Origin of the sequence: Pseudomonas sp. ANT_J12 (assembly GCF_008370045.1) — a bacterium.
In the GTDB taxonomy this organism is placed as follows: domain Bacteria; phylum Pseudomonadota; class Gammaproteobacteria; order Pseudomonadales; family Pseudomonadaceae; genus Aquipseudomonas.
The window spans coordinates 94,677-117,287 of the sequence record NZ_VOBN01000009.1 but is presented as its reverse complement, the minus strand read 5'-3'; the positions used below and the strand labels follow the sequence as shown (position 1 = coordinate 117,287).

21 protein-coding genes are annotated in these 22,611 nt (G+C 60.9%); 8 read left to right on the top strand and 13 right to left on the bottom strand.

The annotated features are described in order from the left end of the window. Positions 1 to 373 precede the first annotated feature (373 nt). On the bottom strand, positions 374 to 670 hold the full coding sequence (locus tag FQ192_RS19670) for a BolA family transcriptional regulator (protein ID WP_090186621.1): 297 nt from the start codon (positions 668 to 670) through the stop codon (positions 374 to 376). Positions 671 to 682: 12 nt separating this feature from the next. Beyond that, a complete protein-coding gene (locus FQ192_RS19665) occupies positions 683 to 1,210 on the bottom strand; it encodes a DUF2059 domain-containing protein (RefSeq protein WP_149660046.1) in 528 nt (175 codons plus the stop codon). 192 nt (positions 1,211 to 1,402) lie between these two features. On the opposite strand from FQ192_RS19665, the gene FQ192_RS19660 reads away from it, so the two are divergent. Beyond that, positions 1,403 to 2,797, top strand: coding sequence for a class II fumarate hydratase (locus tag FQ192_RS19660; protein ID WP_149660045.1), 1,395 nt, complete (start codon positions 1,403 to 1,405; stop codon positions 2,795 to 2,797). A gap of 123 nt (positions 2,798 to 2,920) precedes the next feature. Here FQ192_RS19660 and FQ192_RS19655 read toward each other — a convergent pair whose 3' ends face one another. Beyond that, a complete protein-coding gene (locus FQ192_RS19655; protein WP_149660044.1) occupies positions 2,921 to 3,880 on the bottom strand; it encodes a DMT family transporter in 960 nt (319 codons plus the stop codon). Positions 3,881 to 4,090: 210 nt separating this feature from the next. Between FQ192_RS19655 and FQ192_RS19650 the strand changes: the two genes are divergently transcribed. Further along, positions 4,091 to 4,285: a DUF6316 family protein gene (locus FQ192_RS19650; RefSeq protein ID WP_149660043.1), complete on the top strand. Its 195-nt coding sequence runs from the start codon at positions 4,091 to 4,093 to the stop codon at positions 4,283 to 4,285. A 119-nt stretch (positions 4,286 to 4,404) separates the two neighbouring features. Here the strand turns inward: FQ192_RS19650 and FQ192_RS19645 are convergent, their stop codons facing one another. Beyond that, positions 4,405 to 5,589: a thiolase family protein gene (locus FQ192_RS19645; RefSeq protein WP_149660042.1), complete on the bottom strand. Its 1,185-nt coding sequence runs from the start codon at positions 5,587 to 5,589 to the stop codon at positions 4,405 to 4,407. A gap of 102 nt (positions 5,590 to 5,691) precedes the next feature. After that, positions 5,692 to 7,206, bottom strand: a complete 1,515-nt coding sequence (gene pap, locus FQ192_RS19640) for a polyphosphate:AMP phosphotransferase (protein ID WP_149660041.1) — start codon at positions 7,204 to 7,206, stop codon at positions 5,692 to 5,694. 243 nt (positions 7,207 to 7,449) lie between these two features. On the opposite strand from pap, the gene mnmC reads away from it, so the two are divergent. The 5 genes from mnmC to FQ192_RS19615 all read left to right on the top strand — a co-directional run bounded on the left by mnmC (position 7,450) and on the right by FQ192_RS19615 (position 14,974). Continuing rightward, on the top strand, positions 7,450 to 9,429 hold the full coding sequence (gene mnmC, locus FQ192_RS19635; RefSeq protein WP_149660040.1) for a bifunctional tRNA (5-methylaminomethyl-2-thiouridine)(34)-methyltransferase MnmD/FAD-dependent 5-carboxymethylaminomethyl-2-thiouridine(34) oxidoreductase MnmC: 1,980 nt from the start codon (positions 7,450 to 7,452) through the stop codon (positions 9,427 to 9,429). 259 nt (positions 9,430 to 9,688) lie between these two features. Next, positions 9,689 to 11,461: an N-acetylglutaminylglutamine amidotransferase gene (locus FQ192_RS19630; protein ID WP_149660156.1), complete on the top strand. Its 1,773-nt coding sequence runs from the start codon at positions 9,689 to 9,691 to the stop codon at positions 11,459 to 11,461. A 3-nt stretch (positions 11,462 to 11,464) separates the two neighbouring features. Then, positions 11,465 to 13,210, top strand: coding sequence for an N-acetylglutaminylglutamine synthetase (gene ngg / locus FQ192_RS19625; protein WP_149660039.1), 1,746 nt, complete (start codon positions 11,465 to 11,467; stop codon positions 13,208 to 13,210). A 142-nt stretch (positions 13,211 to 13,352) separates the two neighbouring features. Further along, a complete protein-coding gene (locus tag FQ192_RS19620) occupies positions 13,353 to 14,543 on the top strand; it encodes an osmoprotectant NAGGN system M42 family peptidase (RefSeq protein ID WP_149660038.1) in 1,191 nt (396 codons plus the stop codon). A gap of 203 nt (positions 14,544 to 14,746) precedes the next feature. After that, positions 14,747 to 14,974, top strand: a complete 228-nt coding sequence (locus tag FQ192_RS19615; protein ID WP_010461751.1) for a YheU family protein — start codon at positions 14,747 to 14,749, stop codon at positions 14,972 to 14,974. Between the two features lie 4 nt (positions 14,975 to 14,978). On the opposite strand, the gene csrA is transcribed toward FQ192_RS19615, so the two are convergent. The 3 genes from csrA to FQ192_RS19600 form a co-directional block, all read right to left on the bottom strand. Then, a complete protein-coding gene (csrA, locus tag FQ192_RS19610; RefSeq protein WP_133838340.1) occupies positions 14,979 to 15,164 on the bottom strand; it encodes a carbon storage regulator CsrA in 186 nt (61 codons plus the stop codon). A gap of 153 nt (positions 15,165 to 15,317) precedes the next feature. Beyond that, complete coding sequence (locus tag FQ192_RS19605) at positions 15,318 to 15,650, bottom strand: YnfA family protein (protein WP_149660037.1); 333 nt, start codon at positions 15,648 to 15,650, stop codon at positions 15,318 to 15,320. Positions 15,651 to 15,714: 64 nt separating this feature from the next. Then, positions 15,715 to 16,530, bottom strand: a complete 816-nt coding sequence (locus FQ192_RS19600; RefSeq protein ID WP_149660036.1) for an SDR family oxidoreductase — start codon at positions 16,528 to 16,530, stop codon at positions 15,715 to 15,717. Between the two features lie 390 nt (positions 16,531 to 16,920). Between FQ192_RS19600 and FQ192_RS19595 the strand changes: the two genes are divergently transcribed. After that, a complete protein-coding gene (locus FQ192_RS19595) occupies positions 16,921 to 17,079 on the top strand; it encodes a DUF3309 family protein (RefSeq protein ID WP_178129173.1) in 159 nt (52 codons plus the stop codon). A gap of 64 nt (positions 17,080 to 17,143) precedes the next feature. Here the strand turns inward: FQ192_RS19595 and FQ192_RS19590 are convergent, their stop codons facing one another. The 5 genes from FQ192_RS19590 to FQ192_RS19570 all read right to left on the bottom strand — a co-directional run bounded on the left by FQ192_RS19590 (position 17,144) and on the right by FQ192_RS19570 (position 22,598). Then, entirely contained in the window at positions 17,144 to 19,237 is a 2,094-nt protein-coding gene (locus tag FQ192_RS19590) for an LTA synthase family protein (protein WP_149660034.1), read from the bottom strand. 284 nt (positions 19,238 to 19,521) lie between these two features. Further along, positions 19,522 to 20,127, bottom strand: coding sequence for an START domain-containing protein (locus FQ192_RS19585; RefSeq protein WP_149660033.1), 606 nt, complete (start codon positions 20,125 to 20,127; stop codon positions 19,522 to 19,524). 40 nt (positions 20,128 to 20,167) lie between these two features. Continuing rightward, positions 20,168 to 20,422: a YkgJ family cysteine cluster protein gene (locus FQ192_RS19580; protein ID WP_149660032.1), complete on the bottom strand. Its 255-nt coding sequence runs from the start codon at positions 20,420 to 20,422 to the stop codon at positions 20,168 to 20,170. 166 nt (positions 20,423 to 20,588) lie between these two features. Then, the gene (locus FQ192_RS19575; protein ID WP_149660031.1) at positions 20,589 to 21,068 is read right to left on the bottom strand and encodes a translation initiation factor 2; all 480 of its coding nucleotides are present in this window, start codon (positions 21,066 to 21,068) and stop codon (positions 20,589 to 20,591) included. A gap of 90 nt (positions 21,069 to 21,158) precedes the next feature. Next, positions 21,159 to 22,598: a PLP-dependent aminotransferase family protein gene (locus tag FQ192_RS19570; RefSeq protein WP_149660030.1), complete on the bottom strand. Its 1,440-nt coding sequence runs from the start codon at positions 22,596 to 22,598 to the stop codon at positions 21,159 to 21,161. Positions 22,599 to 22,611 lie beyond the last annotated feature (13 nt).

Genomic DNA, 22,611 nt, shown 5'->3' with positions numbered 1-22,611 from the left:
CTACCCTCGTAAGGGGTGAACCGGATGCGAAAAAAAACGCGCCGGGTGAGCGGCGCGTTGCGGATTCTAGCAAAAACTGTGTGGTTTTAGGACTGCGAGTTGCCTTTGTGGCGAGGGAGCTTGCTCCCGCTCGGCTGCGAAGCAGTCGTAATGCAAGCAACTGCACTCTTTCAGACAGAGCACTGTTGCAGGCTTTGGGACTGCTTCGCAGTCCAGCGGGAGCAAGCTCCCTCGCCACAACAGCCCATCAATCCTGCTGGAGCCGCGTCGATCTGTGCCCATTCTTCTGGCGTGTAGGCTTCGAGCGGCAAGCTATAAGCGGCAAGTTAAAGCCGCGCGCCTGATCTTGCAGCTCGAAGCTTGCAGCTGCTTTTTACTGCTTTCCTCCCGCACAGGTCGGTGAGGCCGGGGCCGCGTCGATCTGTGCCCATTCTTCTGGCGTGTAGGTATGCAGCGCCAACGCATGAAACTCACCCATCAGCTCGCCCAGAGTGCCGTAGACCTTCTGGTGACGCTTGACGCGATTGAGGCCCTCAAACTGCTGGCTGACGACCACCGCCTTGAAGTGGGTTTGCAACCCACGGCTGTGCATGTGGCTTTCATCCAGCACTTGCAGGTGCTCGGGCTGCAACAGCCCCAGCGTTGATTCGATGCGTTGTTGCATGGTCATACCCGACTCCGCTTAAGGCTTTTTCTTGACGGCAGGAGCAGCGGCGCCTTTAGGCTCCAGCTCGGCAGTCATGTCAGCCAGCAGTTTGTTGACCACTGGTACCGCGCTTTCGAGTTTGGCCTGGGTCATCTGGGCCGATTGCTGAGTCAGCTGCGGCATTTTTTCCAGGACTTTTTTACCCAGTGGCGACTGGTAGAACGCGACCAGGTCCTTGAGCTCGGATTCGCTGAAGTTGGTGGTGTAGAGCTTGACCATGTCAGGTTTCAGCTTGTTCCAGCCAATGGCCTGGTCCAGAGCGGCGTTAGCCTTGGCCTGGTAGGTTTCCAGCAGGGCTTTTTTCGATTCGGGGGCTTTGGTCTGTTCAAAGCGCTGGGCAAACATTTGCTGCACTTGCATGTACACCGGAGTGCCCAATTTGTCAGCGTGCGCCAGGGTCAGGAAAGCTTCGGCACTGGCATTGTGGCTGGCGGTATCGGCAAAAACAGGGCCGCTGGCGCAAACCAGTGCAACCGCGGTACAGATGGCACGAAGACGAGTCATCGAGTTTCCTTTCTAGCAGGCGAGGTCGTTACCCCAAGGGCGACCATTCTGCACCTAAAAAAGTGTGTCACTCAACCCCAAGCCTTGTCGGGCCTGAATTAGAGGGGTTGAATGGTCAAAAAACAGACTGATGGAACCACGGCCGACGATCACGGCCTAAACTGCGCAATCAGACCTACAGGAGTGTGAGCGATGAGCCGTATCGAAACCGACAGCCTTGGTGAAGTGAACGTCCCGGATGAAGCCTACTGGGGCGCACAGACCCAACGTTCGCTGATCAACTTCGCCATCGGCCAGGAACGCATGCCCCTGGCGGTGCTGCACGCCCTGGCGCTGATCAAGAAAGCCGCGGCCCGGGTCAATGACCGCAATGGCGACCTGCCGGCGGACATTGCCCGGCTGATCGAACAAGCCGCCGACGAAGTGCTCGACGGCAGCCATGACGACCAATTCCCGCTGGTGGTCTGGCAGACCGGCAGCGGCACCCAAAGCAACATGAACGTCAACGAAGTGATCGCCGGTCGCGCCAACGAACTGGCCGGCAACGCCCGCGGCGGCAAGTCGCCGGTGCACCCCAACGATCACGTCAACCGCTCCCAGAGTTCCAACGATTGCTTCCCCACCGCCATGCACATCGCCACGGTTCAAGCCGTGCAGCACAACTTGCTGCCGGCGATCAGCGAATTGTCGGGCGGCCTGGCCGAGTTGTCGGCGCGGCACATGAAGCTGGTCAAGACCGGTCGCACCCACATGATGGATGCGACACCGATCACCTTCGGCCAGGAGTTGTCGGCGTTTATCGCGCAGCTGGATTACGCCGAACGGGCGATCCGCAGCGCCCTGCCCCAGGTCTGTGAACTGGCCCAGGGAGGCACGGCGGTCGGCACCGGGCTGAACTCACCCCATGGATTTGGCGAAGCGATTGCCGCCGAACTGGCCGCGCTGTCCGGCCTGCCGTTTGTCACCGCGCCGAACAAATTCGCCGCCCTCGCCGGCCATGAACCGCTGACCACGTTGTCGGGGGCGCTGAAAACCCTGGCCGTGACCCTGATGAAAATCGCCAACGACCTGCGCCTGCTCGGCTCCGGGCCACGGGCCGGTTTTGCCGAAGTGAAGCTGCCGGCCAACGAGCCGGGCAGTTCGATCATGCCCGGCAAGGTCAACCCGACCCAATGCGAAGCCCTGTCGATGCTGGCGTGCCAGGTGCTGGGCAACGACGTGTCCATCGGCTTTGCGGCGAGTCAGGGCCACCTGCAATTGAACGTGTTCAAACCGGTGATCATCCACAACCTGCTGCAATCGATCCGGCTGCTGGCCGATGGGTGCAGCAACTTCCAGCAGCATTGCATTGCCGGGCTGGAGCCGGATGCGCAGAAAATGGCCGAACACCTGGAACGGGGCTTGATGCTGGTGACTGCGTTGAACCCGCACATCGGTTATGACAAGTCGGCGGAGATCGCCAAGAAGGCCTACAGCGAAGGACTGACCTTGCGCGAGGCGGCGTTGCAATTGGGTTATCTGACCGATGAACAATTCGATGCCTGGGTACGGCCGGAGAATATGTTGGAAGCGGGCGCCAAGGGTTGACCCCCTGAACTGATCGTTCCCACGCTCCGCGTGGGAGTGCCTCACCGGACGCTCTGCGTCCGCTTCAGTAGGGACGCGGAGCGTCCCGGGCTGCATTCCCACGCGGAGCGTGGGAACGATCAATTAACTGACGGCCATCCGCTGACGCCGCGCCCGAAGCCCCGCCATCAACGAAGGCCCCAACGCCACCAGCGCCGACCCGACCACCACCAACACCGCCCCGCCATACCCCAGACCATTAATCGTCTCGGCATGCACATATTCCGGCCACGCCCACGCCGCCCCGGCCACCGCCACAAACGTCACCAGCGGCGTAATCGCCAGCGTCGCACTGACCCGCGAAGCCTCCCAGTGCGCCAGCGCTTCGGCAAACGCGCCATAAGCGATCAGCGTGTTCATGCAACACGCCAGCAGCAGCCAGCCTTGCCGCGGGCTCAGGCTCAGCGCCTCCAGTGGATGCACCCACGGCGTCAGCAGCAGCGCGCAGAACAGGTAAATCACCATCATCACCTGCAACGAGTTCCACACCGTCAGCAATTGCTTCTGGCCCAGGGCGTAAAACGTCCAGACCGTGGACGCCGCCAACACCATCAAGACGCCAGCGGTGTAGTCGGTGAGGGAGGTGAGCAGTTCCATGAGCCGCTGATTGAAAAACAGCCCGAAACCGATCAGCAGCACCAGCAGGCCAATGCCCTGCCCCACGCTGAATCGCTCCTTGAACACAAACAGGCTGGCGATCAGCAACATGATCGGGCCCATCTGCACCACCAGTTGCGCGGTGCCGGGGCTGAGCAGGTTCAGGCCCATCAGGTACAACACGTAGTTGCCGACCAGGCCGAGCACCGCCATCAGCACCAGCCAGCCGCCCTTGGGTCCGAGCACCTTGCGGCTCGGCAAGCGCTTGGTCGCCGCCAGATACAGGAACAGGCACCCGCCGGATACCGACAGGCGAAACCAGGTCACTGTCACCGGGTCCATCACTTCCAGCACCTGTTTGAGTTTGATCGGCAAAATGCCCCACAGCAGCGCCGTCAGCAGCGCCAGGAACAGTCCATACACCCAGCGACCCGATGAAATATGCATGCCGACCCCAAAGCCCAGTGACAAGAATCGTCATTCTAGGCCCAGCACCCGACGGCACACAGGGACAGTTACGCACAGGCCGCGAATGAAACTGTGCAGGTCGCAACGCTAAATTGACGCAGTGCCGTCGATCAGGTCGCCGGGCACTGCAAGTACTTCACACCTAAGCTCATTGGATCCGCAAACAGGACTTACCCTCAGGAGATCGCCATGTACGGCATGCGCGCCCAGGACAACGCCCCCGCCACGCACTTTCGCAGTGACCGGATGTGTCGTGTGAATGGGGAGTTGTATTTCAGCACCCGGGAAAACACCCTTGAAGGGCCGTTTGATAACCCCGAGGCGGCGGCGCGGGAGATACAGGCGTACATCGAGCGGATGCAGATCCAGCGTCAGGACCGATAACCCTGTGGCGAGGGGGCTTACCCCCGTTGGACTGCGCAGCAGTCCCCTTTTTTGGGGGCGCTTCGCACCCCAACGGGGGTAAGCCCCCTCGCCACAACAGGCAATGCAAATCTTGCGGTTTAACGCACCGCCTCAAACAACCCCGTCGCCCCCATCCCGCCCCCAACACACATGGTCACCACGCCATAACGCAATTGGCGCCGCTGCAACTCGCGCACGAGATGCCCGACCTGCCGCGACCCGGTCATGCCGAACGGGTGGCCGATGGAAATCGACCCGCCATTGACGTTGTATTTCGCGTTATCGATTTCCAGTCGATTACGGCTGTACAGGCACTGGGAAGCGAACGCTTCGTTGAGTTCCCACAGGTCGATATCAGCGATCTGCAAGCCCTTGGCCTTGAGCAACTTCGGCACCGAGAACACCGGGCCGATGCCCATTTCATCCGGGGCGCAACCGGCCACAGTGAACCCACGGAAGAACGCTTTCGGCTTCAAGCCCAACTCCAGGGCTTTTTCCAGGCTCATCACCAGCGTCATCGACGCGCCATCGGACAGTTGCGACGAGTTACCCGCCGTCACCGAACCGTCCTCGGCAAATACCGGATTCAAGCCGGCCAGGCTTTGCAGGGTGGTGTCCGGGCGGTTGCAGTCGTCGCGATCAACCATACCGTCGAGGATCTGCACCTGGCCGGTGGCCTTGTCTTCGACCCGGTACTTGACCGCCATCGGCATGATTTCATCGTCGAACAGGCCGGCAGCCTGAGCCTGGGCCGTGCGCTGCTGGCTCTGCAACGCATACAGATCCTGTTCTTCGCGGCTGACGTTGTAGCGGCGGGCGACGATTTCGGCGGTCTGGCCCATCGGGAAGTAGATGCCCGGCACCTGCTCTTTGAGCAGCGGGTTGATCAGGTTGTCGGTGTTGACGCTTTTCATGGTCAGGCTGATGGACTCGACGCCACCCGCCACGATGATGTCGCTGCACCCCGAGGCAATCTGGTTGGCGGCAATCGCGATGGCTTGCAGGCCCGAGGAACAGAAACGGTTGAGGGTCATGCCGGCGGTGCCGATGCCCAGGTGCGAGAGCACCGCGACGTTGCGTCCGATGTTGTAGCCCTGAGCACCCTCGTTGGAGCCGGCGCCGACGATGCAATCCTCGACACTGGCCGGGTCGATGTCGTTACGCGAGAGCAGCGCATTGACGCAATGGGCCGCCATGTCGTCCGGACGGGTCTGGTTGAACTTGCCGCGAAAGGACTTGGCCAGGCCGGTCCGTACGCTGTCGACGATCACCACTTCACGCATGGCATACCTCATTGTTGTGGTCGGTTGAGAGTGGACCGAGCATAAGTCCACCCCATTACCGACCGCGACAATCATTCACCCCGCGTATGCGCAACCATCGTTTCACTTCTTGTGCTTGCTGGCCTTCTTGTCGGCTTTTTCAAACGCCTCTTCCAGCGCCCGGTTGATGGTGCGCAACACCTTGATCCGCGCCCAGCGCTTGTCGTTGGCTTCCACCAGGGTCCAGGGCGAAATTTCGGTGCTGGTGCGATCGACCATGTCGCCGACCGCCGCGCGGTAAGCGTCCCACTTGTCGCGATTGCGCCAGTCGTCCTCGGTGATCTTGAAGCGCTTGAAGGGGATCTCTTCCCGGGCCTGGAAGCGCTCCAGTTGGGTCTGCTTGTCGATGGCCAGCCAGAACTTGACGACGATGACGTGCGACTCGGCGATCTGCTCTTCGAAATCGTTGATCTCGCTGTAGGCCCGCAGCCAATCCGCCGGCGGGCAGAACCCTTCGATGCGCTCCACCAGTACCCGGCCGTACCAGGAGCGGTCGAACACGGTGAATTTGCCCTTGGCCGGGAGGTGCCGCCAGAACCGCCACAGGTAAGGTTGCGCCCGCTCTTCTTCGGTCGGCGCGGCAATCGGCACGATGCTGTACTGGCGTGGGTCGAGGGCCGCCGCGACCCGACGGATCGCCCCGCCCTTGCCCGCCGCGTCATTGCCTTCGAACACCGCCACCAGGGCGTGCTGGCGCATGCGTTTGTCGCGCATCAGCCCTGAGAAACGCGCCTGCTCGGTAATCAGTTGTTCTTCGTAATCGTCCTTGTCCAGGCGCTGGGTCAGGTCGAGGCTGTCGAGCAGGTTGATTTGATCGATGTGGGTAGGCAACGGCGCGGCGTTGACCTTGTCGGGGTGGATCTTGGGCCGCTTGAGGGCATTTTGCAGACCTTCGAGCAGGATCTGGCCGACCACCAGACTGCGGTAATTCGGGTCCGCGCCTTCAATCACGTGCCACGGCGCGTAATCGCGGCTGGTTCGGCGCAACACGCGCTCGCCGTACTTGACGAATTTGTCGTAGGTTTTCGATTGCTGCCAGTCCAGCGGACTGATGCGCCAGCTGTGCAACGGATCGTCGGCAAGGGCCTTGAGCCGCGCTTTCATCTGTTTCTTGGAGAGGTGGAACCAGAACTTGAAGATCAGCGCGCCTTCGTCGCAGAGCATTTTCTCCATGCGCTCGGCCTGGTTGATCGCCTGATCCAGCACCGGGTCCTTGAACAAGCCATGGACCCGCCCTTGCAACATCTGGCTGTACCAGTTGCCGAAGAAAATTCCCATGCGGCCCTTGGCCGGCAGCATCCGCCAGTAGCGCCAGGCCGGTGGTCGCGCCAGTTCTTCGTCGGTTTGCTGGTCGAAGGTGCGCACCTCGATCAGGCGCGGGTCCATCCACTCGTTGAGCAACTTCACCGTCTCGCCCTTGCCGGCGCCTTCGATGCCGTTGATCAAAATGATCACCGGGAAGCGTTGCTGCTGCTGAAGTTCGAACTGCGCTTCGAGCAAGGCTTCACGCAGGATCGGCACTTCGGTGTCGTAGGTTTCTTTGTCGATGGCGTGACCGATTTCGGCAGATTCGAACATGGGCGGCTCCGTTCCTAGATTGAGCAAGACTAGCGGATTGACCTGATGGGTATCAGAGAAATTCCGTATGGCCGTTTTTTTGGCAGAAGTGATTTGTGGCTCTTGTGGCGAGGGGGCTTGCCCCCTCGCCACATTAGTCCGGCGCCAGATTCTCCCTGATGCAAAGTCATTGGAACCTGCCATGGATCAAGCACCGACGCCCTGATCAGCTAGAATGCCCGCCTTGCCGTTGCCGAGCCCGCCATGAACCCTGAATTGCCTAACGCCCAGCTCGACTGGGACGACCAGGGACGCCCGTACTCGCGGGTGTTCGATGATGTGTATTTTTCCGACCTGTCCGGGCTGGAGGAAACCCGCTATGTGTTCATCGAACAAAACCGCCTGAAGGAGCGCTTCGCCGCGTTACCCGCCGACGGGCGCCTGGTGATTGGCGAGACCGGGTTCGGCACCGGGTTGAATTTCCTCTGCGCCTGGCAACTGTTCGAAGAACAAGCGGTGGCCGGTGCGCGCCTGCATTTTGTCAGCGTGGAAAAGTACCCGTTGACCGCCCCGGACCTGCAACGGGCGCTGGCGTTGTGGCCGGAACTCAAGCCGTTCGCCGATCAATTGCTGGCCCAGTACGTGGCGATTCATCAAGGCTTTCAACGCCTCGTGCTGGATAACGGCCGGGTGACCCTGACCTTGCTGATCGGCGATGCGCTGGAACAGTTGCCGCAGCTGGACGCGCAGATCGACGCGTGGTTTCTCGACGGTTTTGCCCCGGCGAAAAACCCCGACATGTGGACCGCCGAGCTGTTCGCCGAACTGGCGCGCCTGGCCGCTCCCGATTCCACAATCAGTACCTTCACCAGCACCGGTTGGGTCCGGCGTTTGCTCAACGCAGCGGGCTTCAAGATGAAGCGCACGCCGGGCATCGGCCATAAATGGGAAATCCTGCGCGGTGCTTTTGTCGGTTGGCCTTCTGAGACACCGGCACCGACGCCTGCCAAGCCCTGGTTCGCTCGCCCTGCGCCACATAACGGCGAACGCCGCGCCCTGGTGATCGGCGCCGGGCTGGCCGGTTGCGCCAGTGCCGCCAGTCTCGCGGCGCGGGGTTGGCAGGTGCGGTTGCTGGAACGTCACGCCGATATCGCCCAGGAAGCTTCGGGCAATCCCCAAGGCGTGCTGTACCTCAAACTGTCGGCCCACGGCACGGCGTTATCGCAACTGATTGTCAGCGGTTTCGGCCATACCCGGCGGGTGCTCGAACAGTTGCAGCGCGGCGTCGACTGGGATGGCTGCGGCGTGCTGCAACTGGCGTTCAATGCCAAGGAAGGCGAGCGTCAGGCGCAACTGGCGGCGGCGTTTCCTGCCGACTTGCTGCACGTGCTGGATCAGCCCCACGCCGAGGCCCGGGCCGGCATTGCGCTGGCCCATGGCGGCTTGTTCTACCCCGAGGGTGGCTGGGTGCATCCGCCGGCGCTGTGCCAGTGGCAGGCTTCGCAACCCAATGTGCAATTGCTGGCCCATCGCGATGTGCTGGAGTTGCGCAAGGTCGATGACCAGTGGCAAGCCTGGGACGGCGACACCCTGCTCGCCAGTGCTCCGGTGGTGGTGCTGGCCGGCGCCGCCGAGATCAAGCGTTTCGCACAAAGCGCCGACCTGCCGCTCAAACGCATTCGCGGGCAAATCACCCGGTTGGCACAAACCACCGAGAGCCAGAGTCTGGCCACGGTGGTTTGCGCCGAAGGTTACGTGGCGCCGGCACGCCTGGGCGAACACACCCTGGGCGCGAGCTTCGATTTCACCAGCGACGACCTGACGCCGACCGCCGCCGAACACTTGGGCAACCTGCAATTGCTGGAAGAAATCTCCAGCGATCTGGTCACCCGCCTGCACGCCGATCAACTCGACGCCGAACAGCTGCAAGGTCGCGCCGCGTTCCGTTGCACCAGCCCCGATTACCTGCCCATCGTCGGACCACTCGCCGATGGCGAGGCGTTTAACCTGGCCTATGCCGCCCTGAGCAAGGACGCCCGGCAGGTGCCCGACGTACCCTGCCCCTGGCTCGACGGCTTGTACGTCAACAGCGGCCACGGCTCACGGGGCTTGATCACCGCGCCGCTGTCCGGTGAGCTGCTGGCGGCGTGGCTGGACAACGAACCGTTGCCGTTGCCACGCAGCGTGGCCGAGGCCTGTCACCCGAATCGCTTTGCCTTGCGCCGGTTGATTCGCAGCAGTTGAGCAGACCGCAACAAGACCTGTAAACCCAGATCGACCCCTTCCATCGCCTCGTCGGTCAATCGCTCCAGCACTTGAGTCTCGCGGGGGAAAACCACCCGCGACACGGCTGTTGTGCCTACCGTCCGCAACACCCCGCCCCCGCTACTTATAACCGATCGATCTAAAACTCCCGCCAACCCACCGGGTCAGTTTCAGAGTACCCGCCGTTTTGGCGCGGACTCGAATGACCCTCCCCAACGGAAAAACCGGTAAGGACTTTATGTGCGGATTAGCTGGCGAGTTACGCTTTGATCATCAACCTGCGGACCTCGCGGCCGTTGAACGAATCACCCATTACCTGGCCCCGCGTGGCCCGGATGCGTGGGGTTTTCACAGCCAAGGGCCGATTGCCCTGGGCCATCGTCGCCTGAAAATCATGGACCTGTCGGACGGCTCGGCGCAGCCGATGATCGACAACCAACTGGGCCTGTCCCTGGCCTTCAACGGCGCGATCTACAACTTCCCGGAACTGCGCACCGAGCTTGAAGCGCTTGGCTATGCCTTCTATTCCGGCGGCGACACCGAAGTGCTGCTCAAGGGCTATCACGCCTGGGGCGAAGCATTGCTGCCCAAGCTCAACGGCATGTTTGCTTTCGCGATTTGGGAACGTGACGCCCAGCGCCTGTTCATCGCCCGTGACCGTCTCGGCGTGAAGCCGTTGTACCTGTCGCGTACTGGCCAACGCTTGCGCTTTGCCTCGGCTCTGCCGGCGCTGCTCAAGGGCGGCGATATCAGCCCGATGCTCGACCCGGTGGCGCTCAATCATTACCTGAATTTCCACGCGGTGGTCCCGGCCCCGCGCACCTTGATCGCCGGCATCGAGAAACTGCCGCCCGCGACCTGGATGCGCATCGAGGCGGATGGCACCACCGAGCAGAAAACCTGGTGGACCCTGCCCTACGGCCCCCACGCCGATGAGCTGAACCTGACCCTGGAAGACTGGCGCGACCGCGTGCTCGACAGCACCCGCGATGCCGTCGCCATCCGTCAGCGTGCCGCCGTCGATGTGGGCGTGCTGCTTTCGGGCGGTGTCGATTCGAGCATGCTCGTGGGTCTGTTGCGTGAAGTCGGGGTGGAAAACCTCTCGACCTTTTCCATCGGTTTCCAGGATGCCGGCGGCGAGCGCGGCGACGAATTCCAGTATTCGGACCTGATCGCCAAGCACTACAACACGCAGCACCATCAACTGCGCATTCAGGAAAGCGAGATCATCGAGCAACTGCCCGCGGCGTTCCGCGCCATGAGCGAGCCGATGGTCAGCCATGACTGCATCGCCTTCTATCTGTTGTCCCGGGAAGTGGCCAAGCACTGCAAGGTTGTGCAGAGCGGCCAGGGCGCGGATGAGTTGTTCGCCGGTTATCACTGGTACCCGCAAGTGGACGGCGCCGCCGATCCGTACGCGGCGTATCGCGAGGCGTTCTTCGACCGCAGCTACGAGGACTACGCCGCCACCGTGCAGCCAAAATGGCTGACCGCGAATGACGCCGCTGGCGACTTCGTGAAGGAACATTTCGCACAACCCGGCGCCGATGCAGCGGTGGACAAAGCCCTGCGTCTGGACAGCACGATCATGCTGGTGGACGACCCGGTCAAACGCGTCGACAACATGACCATGGCCTGGGGCCTGGAAGCGCGTACGCCGTTTCTCGATTATCGCCTGGTGGAACTGTCGGCCCGGGTGCCGGGCAAATTCAAACTGCCGGACGGCGGCAAGCAAGTGTTGAAAGAAGCCGCGCGACTGGTCATCCCAAGTGAAGTGATCGACCGTAAAAAGGGCTACTTCCCGGTGCCCGGCCTCAAGCATTTGCAGGGCGACACGCTGAACTGGGTGCGCGAACTGCTGCTCGATCCAAGCCAGGATCGCGGCCTGTTCAACCCGGCCATGCTCGACCGCCTGCTGACCGATCCCCAAGGCCAGTTGACCCCGTTGCGCGGCTCCAAGCTGTGGCAATTGGCGGCGCTGAACCTGTGGCTCAGTGAACAAGGACTCTGATCGATGAAACCCCACGCCTCGGCTTACAGCCAACGCTTGTTGCGCGGTCAGTCCCCTTCCTACGAACGCTTGCAGGCGCGCCTGGCCGAAGACGGCAGCGAATTGAACGCCGCGCCGATTGCCGTGCATTGCGGGTGGGGCCGGTTGTTGATCGGCCACACGTTCCCTGACGCGGCGAGCATCGCCCAGGAGTTGCTCAACGAGCAGCCCGGCGAGCGCGACATCGCCTTGTACGTCGCCGCGCCCCAGCAAGTGCTGGGGCTGGAACCGGCGCAGTTGTTCCTCGATCCGTCCGACACCTTGCGCCTGTGGTTCAGCGATTACCGCCAGTCGACCCGGGTGTTTCGCGGCTTTCGCATTCGCCGGGCCCAGAGCGACGCCGATTGGCAGGCGATCAACCTGCTGTATCAGGCGCGCGGCATGTTGCCGATCGACCCGTCGTTGCTGACCCCGCGTCATATGGGCGGCCCGGTGTATTGGCTGGCGGAAGATGAAGACAGCGGCGCGATCATCGGCAGCGTCATGGGCCTCAATCACCACAAGGCCTACAACGATCCGGAAAACGGCAGCAGCCTCTGGTGCCTGGCGGTTGACCCGCATTGTTCGCGGCCCGGTGTCGGTGAAGTGCTGGTGCGGCATTTGATCGAGCACTTTATGAGCCGGGGTCTGAGCTACCTTGACCTGTCGGTATTGCACGACAACCGCCAGGCGAAAAGCCTGTACGCCAAGCTCGGTTTTCGTAACCTCTCGACCTTCGCGATCAAGCGCAAGAACGGCATCAATCAGCCGTTGTTCCTTGGGCCGGGGCCGGAGGCCGAGTTCAATCCTTATGCGCGGATCATCGTCGAGGAAGCCCATCGGCGCGGCATTGATGTGCAGGTGGATGACGCCGACGCCGGGATGTTTACCCTCAGCCATGGCGGGCGCCGGGTGCGTTGTCGCGAGTCCCTGAGCGACCTGACCAGCGCTATCAGCATGAGCCTGTGTCAGGACAAAAGCCTGACCCACAAGGTGCTGAAGGCCGCCGGCTTGAACCTGCCCTCCCAGCAACTGGCGGGCAACGGCGACGACAACCTGGCGTTTCTCGACGAGCACGAACGGGTGGTGGTCAAGCCGCTGGACGGTGAACAGGGTCAAGGCGTGGCGGTGGATTTGCAGACCATTGAAGAGGTTCAGCAAGCCATCGAAGCGGCGCGCAAGTTTGATTCGCGGGTGCTGCTGGAAAGCTTCCACGAAGGCCTGGACCTGCGGATTGTGGTGATCGGTTTTGAAGTGGTCGCCGCCGCGATTCGGCGGCCGGCGGAAGTGGTCGGTGACGGCCAGCATTCCATCGGTGCGCTGATCGAAGCCCAGAGCCGACGCAGGCAAGCGGCTACCAGCGGCGAAAGCAAGATTCCGCTGGACCACGAAACCCAGCGCACCTTGCAAGCGGCGGGTTACGACTACAACAGCATTCTGCCGGCGGGTGAGCATCTGTTCGTACGGCGCACGGCGAATCTGCATACCGGTGGCGTGCTGGAGGATGTCACCGCGATCCTGCATCCGACCCTGGTGGACGCCGCCGTGCGTGCGGCGCGGGCGCTGGATATCCCGATGGTCGGGCTCGACCTGATGGTGCCGGCGGCCGACCAGCCGGAGTATGTGTTTATCGAAGCCAATGAACGCGCCGGGCTGGCGAATCATGAACCGCAGCCGACGGCGGAGCGGTTTGTGGATTTGTTGTTTCCCCATAGTCAGCCGGCGGTTTAACCCCCTTCATGATCGTTCCCACGCTCTGCGTGGGAATGACTCCTCGGACGCTCCGCGTCCGCTCTTGGGACGCAGAGCGTCCCTGGCTGCATTCCCACGCAGAGCGTAGGAACGATCAGTCGTCACCTCATCAGGAGTTTCCATGACCAGCAAAATCCCCGAACCGGACCTCAACTACCTGCAAAAAGTCCTGCTGGAGATGCTCGCCATTCCCAGCCCGACCGGGTTCACCGACACCATCGTGCGTTACGTCGCCGAGCGGCTCGAAGAGCTGGGCATTCCGTTCGAGATGACCCGGCGCGGCACCATTCGCGCCACCCTCAAGGGCAAGAAGAACAGCCCCGATCGCGCGGTGTCCGCGCACTTGGACACCATCGGCGCAGCCGTGCGCGCGATAAAGGACAACGGGCGCCTGACCCTGGCCCCGGTCGGCTGCTGGTCCAGCCGGTTTGCCGAGGGCAGCCGGGTCAGCCTGTTTACCGACAACGGCGTGATCCGTGGCAGCGTGTTGCCGTTGATGGCCTCCGGGCACGCGTTCAACACCGCTGTGGATGAGATGCCGATCAGTTGGGATCACGTCGAGTTGCGCCTGGATGCCTACTGCGCCACCCGCGCCGATTGCGATTCCCTGGGGATCAGTGTCGGCGATTTCGTTGCTTTCGACCCGTTGCCGGAGTTCACCGAAAGCGGCCATATCAGCGCTCGTCACCTCGATGACAAGGCCGGGGTGGCTGCACTGTTGGCGGCGATGAAAGCCATTGTCGACAGCGGCGAAGAGCTGATGATCGATTGTCATCCGCTGTTCACCATTACCGAAGAAACCGGCAGTGGCGCGGCGGCCGCGTTGCCGTGGGATGTCAGCGAATTCGTCGGCATCGACATTGCGCCGGTTGCCCCGGGCCAGCATTCCAGCGAACACGCGGTCAGCGTGGCGATGCAGGATTCCGGCGGGCCGTATGACTATCACCTGTCGCGGCATCTGCTGCGGCTGGCCAGTGACAATGAATTGCCAGTGCGCCGCGACTTGTTCCGCTATTACTTCAGCGACGCCCATTCGGCGGTCACCGCCGGGCACGACATCCGCACCGCGCTGCTGGCGTTTGGTTGCGACGCGACCCACGGCTATGAACGGACGCACATCGACAGCCTGGCGGCGCTCAGTCGCTTGCTCGGCGCGTATATCCTGAGCCCGCCGGTATTTGCCAGCGATGCACAGCCGGCCAAGGGTTCACTGGACCGGTTCAGTCATCAGATCGAACATGACACGCAGATGGAAAGCGACACGCGGGTGCCGTCGGTGGACAGTCTGGTTGGGCAGCGCAACGACAGCTAAGTCCTGCGGTGTTTGAACAATCGCCTTCGCGGGCAAGCCTTGCTCCTACAGGTCTTGTGTTGACCTCGATATCCGGGCACGACACAAAACCTGTAGGAGCAAGGCGTGCCCGCGATGGCGTCAGATCAGGCAATGAAGAGCTCAGGCTAGCCGCAAAACTTCATTCGCCGTAGCATCGCGCCATTGTTTTAGCCGAGGTGCCTATGCTGATCCCTTACGACCAACTTGAAGTCGACACCCTGACCCGCCTGATCGAGGATTTCGTGACCCGCGACGGCACCGACAACGGCGACGACACGCCGCTGGAAACCCGCGTATTGCGCGTTCGCCAGGCACTGACCAAGGGCCAGGCACTGATCGTTTTCGACCCGGACAGCGAGCAATGCCAGTTGATGCTCAAGCACGACGTGCCCAAGCACCTGTTCGACTGATCGCCTAACGTCCTTTGCTTTTCGCCCGTTTGATCTGGATGCGTTCGTAGACTTCGGCCCGATGCACATTGACGTCTTGGGGGGCTTCGACGCCGAAGCGCACGCTGCCGCCGTTGACCGCCAGAATGCGTACGGAAATGTTGTCACCGATGGAAATCAACTCGCCAACAACGCGACTGAGTACAAGCATGGCATTCGTCCTTCAGAGTTACCGGCCCCTGAAGATGCCCCGCGCGTACTTGGGCTTCAATGCGTTGCGGGCAAATCAGTCCTGCCCTACAGCCCAGGACGTCGCAACCCTCAGACAACTCCTACAAACACCGTGAAATGAAGGACCGATCCTTCAGGACGCGGAGAAACGTGGGCCGAAAAGGATGACAGACGCGCCAATCACGCACAGCGCCACGCCGATCCAGTCCGAGCCCAGCGGACGAATCCGCTCGATCACCGCCAGCCAGCCAATCGACGCAATGATGTAGATGCCACCGTAGGCGGCATAGGCGCGGCCGGCGTACGTGGCTTCGACCCGGGTCAGCAGCAAGGCGAACAGGGTCAGGCTCAGCAGCGCCGGGATGACCCACAGGGCACTTTTGCCCTGGCGCAACCACATCCAGAAGGCGAAGCAACCGGCGATTTCGAACAGTGCGGCGAGAAAAAACCACAGGTAATTGAGCATGCAGGCGTCTCGTTTGGATGACCGATGGCGGCCACCCTAACGACGCGGGTGCCAGCGGGCAAGATCAGCCGGCGGTTTGTTTGGCCTTGGCGCGCATTTTGTCGGCCATGACGGTCATTTCGTTGTAGAGCAGTTGCGGGTTTTTCTGCTTGAGCGCCCACGCCATGCGTCCCTGTTCGTGGGGCAGGATCATGAATTCGCCGGCGGCCACTTGCGTGTAGATGTAGTCGGCAATGTCGGTGGCGGTGATCGGTGAGCTTTCCAGCAACTTGCCGACCTGGGCTTTCATGGCCGGGGTCGGGCCACGGAAGGAATCCAGCAAGTTGGTCTGGAAGAACGACGGGCAGACCACGTGGACCCCGACTTCCTGCTGGGCCAATTCGATCAGCAAGCTTTCAGAGAGCGCCACCACACCGGCCTTGGCCACGTTGTAGTTGCTCATGGCCGGCCCCTGCATCAGCGCGGCCATCGACGCGATGTTGATGATCTTGCCTTTGCTCTTTTCCAACAACGGCAGGAAGGCCTTGCAGCCTTTGACTACGCCCATCAGGTTGATCGCGATCTGCCAGTCCCAGTCTTCCAGGGACAGCTCACTGAAGAATCCACCTGAGGCGACCCCGGCATTGTTGACGATGACATCGATGCCACCGAGCCGCTCTTCGCAAGCCTGGGCAAACGCCGTCAGCTGGCTGTAATCACGCACATCGCAACGCTGGATAAAACCGTCGCCGCCGGCTTCGCGAACCCGTTTCAACGTTTCTTGCAAGCCGGGCTCGCTGACATCCGACAAGGCCAGTTGCCAGCCTTCGCGGGCCCAACGCAGCGCGATTTCGCGACCCAGGCCTGAGCCTGCGCCAGTGATCATCATGCGATTTTGCATAGCAAACAGCCTTGTTGTTCTGGGGAAGATGCGCCGAGTGTAGCGAAGGATATTGCCCGACCCACGCTCCATCAGATTGCTGAATGGTCTGCGCAAACCGGGGCATGGCGTGAAACCGAGTCGCGGCCTTCGCGGGCAAGCCTTGCTCCTACAAGAAGAGCGCCGCGTTCCCCGTAGGAGCAAGGCTTGCCCGCGAAAAACGATGACACGGTTTAACTGACCAACTAACAACAAAACGCAAAAAAGAAATAAACCTTCTTTCCAAAAAACATTAAAAAACTTTGAATTTTCTTTCAGTTGCACAAGTCGGAGTTGTTAAGCAGTTCGGATTTATCGCATTCCGGCTGATAGTTAAAACGTTAGGTCATTCAGAACACTTCCAACAAGGAAATAGACATGGGCACAATTCTTATCGTTATCCTGATCCTGCTGCTGGTCGGTGGTTTGCCAGTCTTCCCGCACTCAAGAAGTTGGGGTTATGGGCCATCGGGTATCCTCGGCGTCGTGTTGGTAGTGCTGTTGATTCTGCTCTTGCTCGGCAAGATATAAAGATTTAACCCGACCAAAAAAAAGAGGCCCTTGAAAAAGGGCCTCTTTTTTATTGCGTCAAACGTTAGTCCGGCTTGCCGTTCACCACGCCGGCGGTGTTATCCAGCAGGCTCTTGGTCGCGGTTTGCAGGAACGACTCAAGTTTCTGCTTGAGTGCCGCTTCGTCAGCCGACTCTGGAATCACCACCCCTTTCGGGTTAGCGCCCAGTTCGTACTGATACAGCTTCGGCGGCATCTCTTTTGGCAGCACCAGCACACGGTCGGCGGTCAGCAATGCGACGGTCTGATCGCTGCCCGAAGGCTTGATCACGCCGAAACCTTTATCGCCTTCCGGCAGGTTCAGCAGGTCGCGACCCCAGCATTGGTGAATCACGTCGCCACCGACGCGGCCCATGATGGTCGGCACGATGTCGATCTGAGTGCCCACGGTGTGGTCACGCTGACCGAATTTCTCCTGGATGCCCGGCGCAATCATCAGCATCGGCACGTTGAAGCGGCCCAGGTCCATTTCAGTGATTTGCTGCTCGTCGCCGAAACCATGGTCGCCCACCACCACGAACAGGGTTTCATTGAAGTAAGGCTCTTTACGCGCCTTCTCGAAGAACTGACCCAGCGCCCAGTCGGAGTAGCGCATGGCGGTCAAGTGTTCGTTCAGGCTGCCGCGATCGGTCACGCGTTCGACCGGCAAGGGTGTCGGCAAGGCGTACGGCGTGTGGTTGGACAGGGTTTGCAGCAAGGCATAGAACGGTTTTTTGTCCTTGCCATCGCGTGCCTTCAGTTCTTCCAGGCCACGGTTGAACATGTCCTGGTCGGACACACCCCAGGTCGGGTCGGAGAACACCGGGTTGACGAAGTCATTACGCCCGATGAAGTTGGTCATGCCCTGGTTGCTGAAGAAGCCCGACTGGTTGTCCCAGGCGAAGTCGCCGTTGTAGACGTACACATCGTCATAGTTACGGGTACTGAGCAGTTGCGGCAGGCCGGACAGTTTGTGGCTGCCTTCCGGGGTCTGCATCAGGTATTCGAAACCCGGCAGGTTCGGGAAGCAGGCCATGGTGGCGAACATGCCCTGGTGGGTATGGGTGCCATTGGAGAAAAAGCGATCGAACAACAGGCCTTCTTTCGACAACTTGTCGAAGGCGGGCGTGATGTTGCCCGGACGACCCAGGGCGCCCACCGAGTGACCGGCGAAGCTTTCCATCAGGATGACCACGACGTTCTTGATCGGCAGGGTCTTATTGGCGTCCGGCGTGTAGTTGCGGCGCACTGCTGCGATGTCGGCATCGACCAGTTTGTCACTCGGCGTCAGCAACATGTCGCGCACGGTCTGCTGGGCCAGAGGCTGTGGCAGCGTGGCTTTCCAGATGTTGTCGCGCTCTTCGGACATCCGCGCCTTGCCGGCGGCAATCAGCGACAGCGTGCCGTTGAGGCCCAACTGGTTGGCGAAGTTGGAGTCGGTGGTGTAGACGTCACCCCAACGCAGCGGCGGGCCTTGACGCAGGGTGCCACGGGCGGCGACCACGCACACCAGCAGGCACACCACGAACACCGCGATGCGCGCATACCACGGGGCGATCTGGCGCGTGCCGATGCTGCCACCGCTGAACGGGCCGCGAGGACGGGTGGCGCGGTCGGCGCCCTTGAATGCCAGGGTCAGGATCAAGGTGCCCACGGCCCAGGCCAGCAGATAGCGAACCACCGGGAAACCGTACCAGAGCATGCTCATCACGGTTTTCGGGTCTTCCTTCACATACTGGAAGACCAGGCCGTTGAGGCGCTGGTGGAATTCACGGTAGAAGTCCATCTCCATCAGGCCGAGGAACAGCGCGATGCTTGAAGCAATGGTCAGCCAGAGGCGGAAGAACCCGCGGGCCGCCATGGCCCGGGCGCTGAACAAGGCCAGCAGCAACGGAATAATGAGGTAGACCACCAGGCGCAGGTCGAAACGCAGGCCGTTGGCGAACGCTTCGAGGAAAGTCGAAGCCGGTGTGTCGAGGATCATCGCGCGGTTGTAAACCAGCAGCGCAACGCGCAGCAGGCTGAACATGACCATCATGACCAGGGCACACAGTAGCGTGTAGGCCAGATGCGATTTGACGGTCGGTTGCAGCAGGCGACTAGAAGCTCGCTGCTGATTCAGGGCGTCCGGGTTTGCCATGTCGTTTTAGGACCCATTGGAAGTTGAAGTTGCAAAAATACAGCTGCGCCCTGCCCTCTGTTGGCCACTACTTGGCCCCGGGGCTTGCGCGGAGCGCAAATGTTGCACGATCACTCGCGGCATTGCCATTGATTACTGTCCGCAATGTTGGCGCGGGCGAATTGTCTTGGACACTTTGTGAAAATTTCGTACAACGCATATCCGGAAACACAATAAAGCCGCTGCATTCCCCCCAACGAAAAACGCCCCGAACCAGTCGGGGCGTTATCGAAAGAGCGGCGCGGTTACTTCTCGGCGCGTTCTTTCAGGGCTTTCAGGGTGTTGAACGGTGCGTCGACCACGAACTTGTTGGCCACCATCGACGGCACGCTGCCACCCGGCTCAGTGTGCACCTGGTAGGTCACTTCGACCTGGTCACCCTTGGGTACGAACTTCCAGAAGCCGTCGACTTTGGCGACCCGGACGAAGCCTTTTTCCTCAGGAATGTATTTGGGTACGCCTTCGAGTTTGCGGGTCAGGCTGCCGTCGGAGCCTTCGACCGTGGTGACGTGCAGTACCGAATCACGCGGAGTGACGGGCCAAGGGGTGTTGAACTGAGTGTAGGTCCAGCTCTGATCGCCTTCGTGTTTGAGCAGCTTCTGGGCTTTGCACTCATGAATCCACGAGCAGGCGCCCGCCACGTCTTCCTGCAACGCGCGCAACTTGGCGATGGTCGTCTTCATCAGGGTGACGCCCTGGTAGGCCTTGTAATCGGAACCCGCCACTTCACTCAGGGACACCTTGATGCCGTCTTCGTTTTTGGCGACTTTCCAGTCTTCAGCGTGAGCGGCCGTGGTGGCCAGCACAACCGTCAAACCACACAGCACAGCCATACGATGCAGCGAACCCATAGTCTTATTCCTTATTGTTGAAGTTCCATTCTTGAACACATCACGCCGCCGTCATTTGCTCCCACCAGCCAAGCAGCCGGATGGCTTCTTCACTGCTGTTTCCGCAGACCTCGGCATCGGCTTCGAAAGCCGAGCAGACAGCCGGACGTTCGGCCTGGCCGAAAATATTGCACAGGTTTTCGACAGACAGTTGCACGCAACGTTCTCCGGCAGGTTTGCCTTGCGGCATGCCGGGAATCGGTGAACTGATGGAAGGGGCAATACAGCAGGCGCCACAGCCTTCACGGCATTTCATGACGACAAACACCTCGCGACGGGCAATGTGTAAAAGGGACGTGGCACAGAGTACCCGCTAAAACGACTGTTTAAAATTACCTGGCCCGCAGTTTTTGTGCTCAAGCGAACGTGACCGACCAGTCTCCGACGAAGTGTCTGGCCCGCGGCTCACCGATGGGAATAATTTAACGCTTGAACTCGAATTCCAGCGCCGCGCCTTCAACATCACGACGCTCTTCGTTGCGCAGTTGCAGCTGCATTTCGTTGCTCAGCAGACGGCCGTTGAGTTGGAAGTCACTGGTCTTGTCACCGAACATTTGTGGCAATACCCCATCGTGTTTGGGCAATGGCACAGTCCCTTTGGGCTTGAGCTCTTCGACCATTTGCTTGGGCAAGCTCAAGTCGAGCGTGGCCGGTGGCAGTTGAGTGGTCTTGACCACTTCACTGGCCGATTTGGATTTGGAGGCAATGGGGGGACGTTTTTTGATCGGTGCGGCCTTCTTTTTAGCAGGCGTCGCTTTTTTGGTCACAACCGGTTTCTTCGGAGTTACCTGGGTACTACTGGCAGCCGGTTTATCCTGGGCGGCAGCGGCCATGACACCGACCGGAAACGCAGTCACCAACAGGCAGATCGACAGCCAGGCAGCAGAAAAAATCGTTTTCATGGACCCAACGGCACTAACGGCAGAGGGCCATATGCTCGCCTGTTGGGAGCGACATGACAAGCACGGGCAGCAGATGACCTGCCCGTGGGGTCAAAAACCGTTGGCCGTCTCCTGGCAGAGCTGGGTCGCCAGCATGCCCAGCGTCATCAATGCCCGCTCGGCTTCACGGTTCCAGGGCGTGCCACAGTTCAGTCGAATGCAGTGATTGAACTGCTCGGTGTTACTGAAGATCAGGCCCGGGGCGATGCTGATGCCTTGCTGCAAGGCTCGCACATGCAATTCCTGAGTGTTGACCCGCCCCGGCAGACTGACCCACAGAATAAAGCCACCGGTTGGCCGGCTCATCTGCGTGCCTTCGGGGAAATACTGTTGCACCGCCAACTGGAAGGCGCTGAGGTTTTTGCGGTACTCCTGACGGATGAAACGTAAATGCCGGTCGTAGCCGCCGTTTTCCAGGTACGCCGCGATGCCCATCTGCGTGACGCTACACGCCGAATGGGTGCTGAACGTTTGCAGACGCTGGATTTCCTGCTGATATTTACCGGCGATCATCCAGCCGATCCGCACGCCCGGCGACAGGGTCTTGGAGAAACTCGAGCAATAGATCACCCGGTCGAGCCGGTCGTAGGCCTTGAGCGCTTTGGTCCGACCCTGCTCGAACATCAGCTCGCCGTAGATATCGTCTTCGACGATCTGGATGTCGAAATCCGAGGCCAGGCGCAGTAGTTGTTTCTGGCGCTCTTCGGGCATGGTGCCGCCCAATGGATTGCTCAGGCGGGTGGTCAGCACCAGCGCCTTGATCGACCATTGGTTGGCGGCCAGTTGCAGCGCTTCGAGGCTCATGCCGGTGGCGGGATCGCTGGGGATCTCGATAACTTTGAGGCCGAGCAGGTCGGCCAGTTGCAGCAGCCCATAATAGGTCGGCGACTCGGCGGCGATCAGGTCGCCCGGCCGGGTCAATACGCGAAGCGACATCTGCAAGGCATCGACGCAACCGTGGGTGATCACCACTTCGGACGGATCGACCACCACGCCGGCATCGCGCATGCGAATCGCCACCTGACGGCGCAAAGGTTCAAAACCCGGGCTGAACATGTAGCTGAAGGCCCGTGGGCTATGGAAGCGAGTGACCTTGGCCAATTGCTGATGCAGCGCCCGCACCGGCAAATAGTCGACGCTCGGCACCGCCGCACCCAGCGGGAACACGCCTTCGCGGCGGGATTCGACCAGCACTTGCTGGATGATGCTGCTGCGGGTGACCAGGCCGGGCCGTTCGACCCGGGCAATGTCCGGGGTCGGCGCGGTCAGGGCGGGAGTCTGGTGCACGTAGTAACCGGACTGCGGCCGGGCGCGAATCAGGCCCTGGTCCTCAAGGTTGGCGTACGCCTGCAACACCGTCGCATGGCTGACGTTGAGCTGCGAGCTCATCTTGCGCACCGAAGGCACGCGCTCCCCCGGTTGATAGACACCACGACGGATGTCCTCGGCCAGTTGCTGAGCAATACGTTGGTAGAGCAAGAGATTGGTCATGACGCAGCACTCG

Coding starts and splice junctions, on each gene's coding strand:
- FQ192_RS19670 (WP_090186621.1), bottom strand. CDS start 670: ATGACCATGCAACAACGCATCGAATCAACGCTGGGGCTGTTGCAGCCC.
- FQ192_RS19665 (WP_149660046.1), bottom strand. CDS start 1,210: ATGACTCGTCTTCGTGCCATCTGTACCGCGGTTGCACTGGTTTGCGCC.
- FQ192_RS19660 (WP_149660045.1), top strand. CDS start 1,403: ATGAGCCGTATCGAAACCGACAGCCTTGGTGAAGTGAACGTCCCGGAT.
- FQ192_RS19655 (WP_149660044.1), bottom strand. CDS start 3,880: ATGCATATTTCATCGGGTCGCTGGGTGTATGGACTGTTCCTGGCGCTG.
- FQ192_RS19650 (WP_149660043.1), top strand. CDS start 4,091: ATGTACGGCATGCGCGCCCAGGACAACGCCCCCGCCACGCACTTTCGC.
- FQ192_RS19645 (WP_149660042.1), bottom strand. CDS start 5,589: ATGCGTGAAGTGGTGATCGTCGACAGCGTACGGACCGGCCTGGCCAAG.
- pap (WP_149660041.1), bottom strand. CDS start 7,206: ATGTTCGAATCTGCCGAAATCGGTCACGCCATCGACAAAGAAACCTAC.
- mnmC (WP_149660040.1), top strand. CDS start 7,450: ATGAACCCTGAATTGCCTAACGCCCAGCTCGACTGGGACGACCAGGGA.
- FQ192_RS19630 (WP_149660156.1), top strand. CDS start 9,689: ATGTGCGGATTAGCTGGCGAGTTACGCTTTGATCATCAACCTGCGGAC.
- ngg (WP_149660039.1), top strand. CDS start 11,465: ATGAAACCCCACGCCTCGGCTTACAGCCAACGCTTGTTGCGCGGTCAG.
- FQ192_RS19620 (WP_149660038.1), top strand. CDS start 13,353: ATGACCAGCAAAATCCCCGAACCGGACCTCAACTACCTGCAAAAAGTC.
- FQ192_RS19615 (WP_010461751.1), top strand. CDS start 14,747: ATGCTGATCCCTTACGACCAACTTGAAGTCGACACCCTGACCCGCCTG.
- csrA (WP_133838340.1), bottom strand. CDS start 15,164: ATGCTTGTACTCAGTCGCGTTGTTGGCGAGTTGATTTCCATCGGTGAC.
- FQ192_RS19605 (WP_149660037.1), bottom strand. CDS start 15,650: ATGCTCAATTACCTGTGGTTTTTTCTCGCCGCACTGTTCGAAATCGCC.
- FQ192_RS19600 (WP_149660036.1), bottom strand. CDS start 16,530: ATGCAAAATCGCATGATGATCACTGGCGCAGGCTCAGGCCTGGGTCGC.
- FQ192_RS19590 (WP_149660034.1), bottom strand. CDS start 19,237: ATGGCAAACCCGGACGCCCTGAATCAGCAGCGAGCTTCTAGTCGCCTG.
- FQ192_RS19585 (WP_149660033.1), bottom strand. CDS start 20,127: ATGGGTTCGCTGCATCGTATGGCTGTGCTGTGTGGTTTGACGGTTGTG.
- FQ192_RS19580 (WP_149660032.1), bottom strand. CDS start 20,422: ATGAAATGCCGTGAAGGCTGTGGCGCCTGCTGTATTGCCCCTTCCATC.
- FQ192_RS19575 (WP_149660031.1), bottom strand. CDS start 21,068: ATGAAAACGATTTTTTCTGCTGCCTGGCTGTCGATCTGCCTGTTGGTG.
- FQ192_RS19570 (WP_149660030.1), bottom strand. CDS start 22,598: ATGACCAATCTCTTGCTCTACCAACGTATTGCTCAGCAACTGGCCGAG.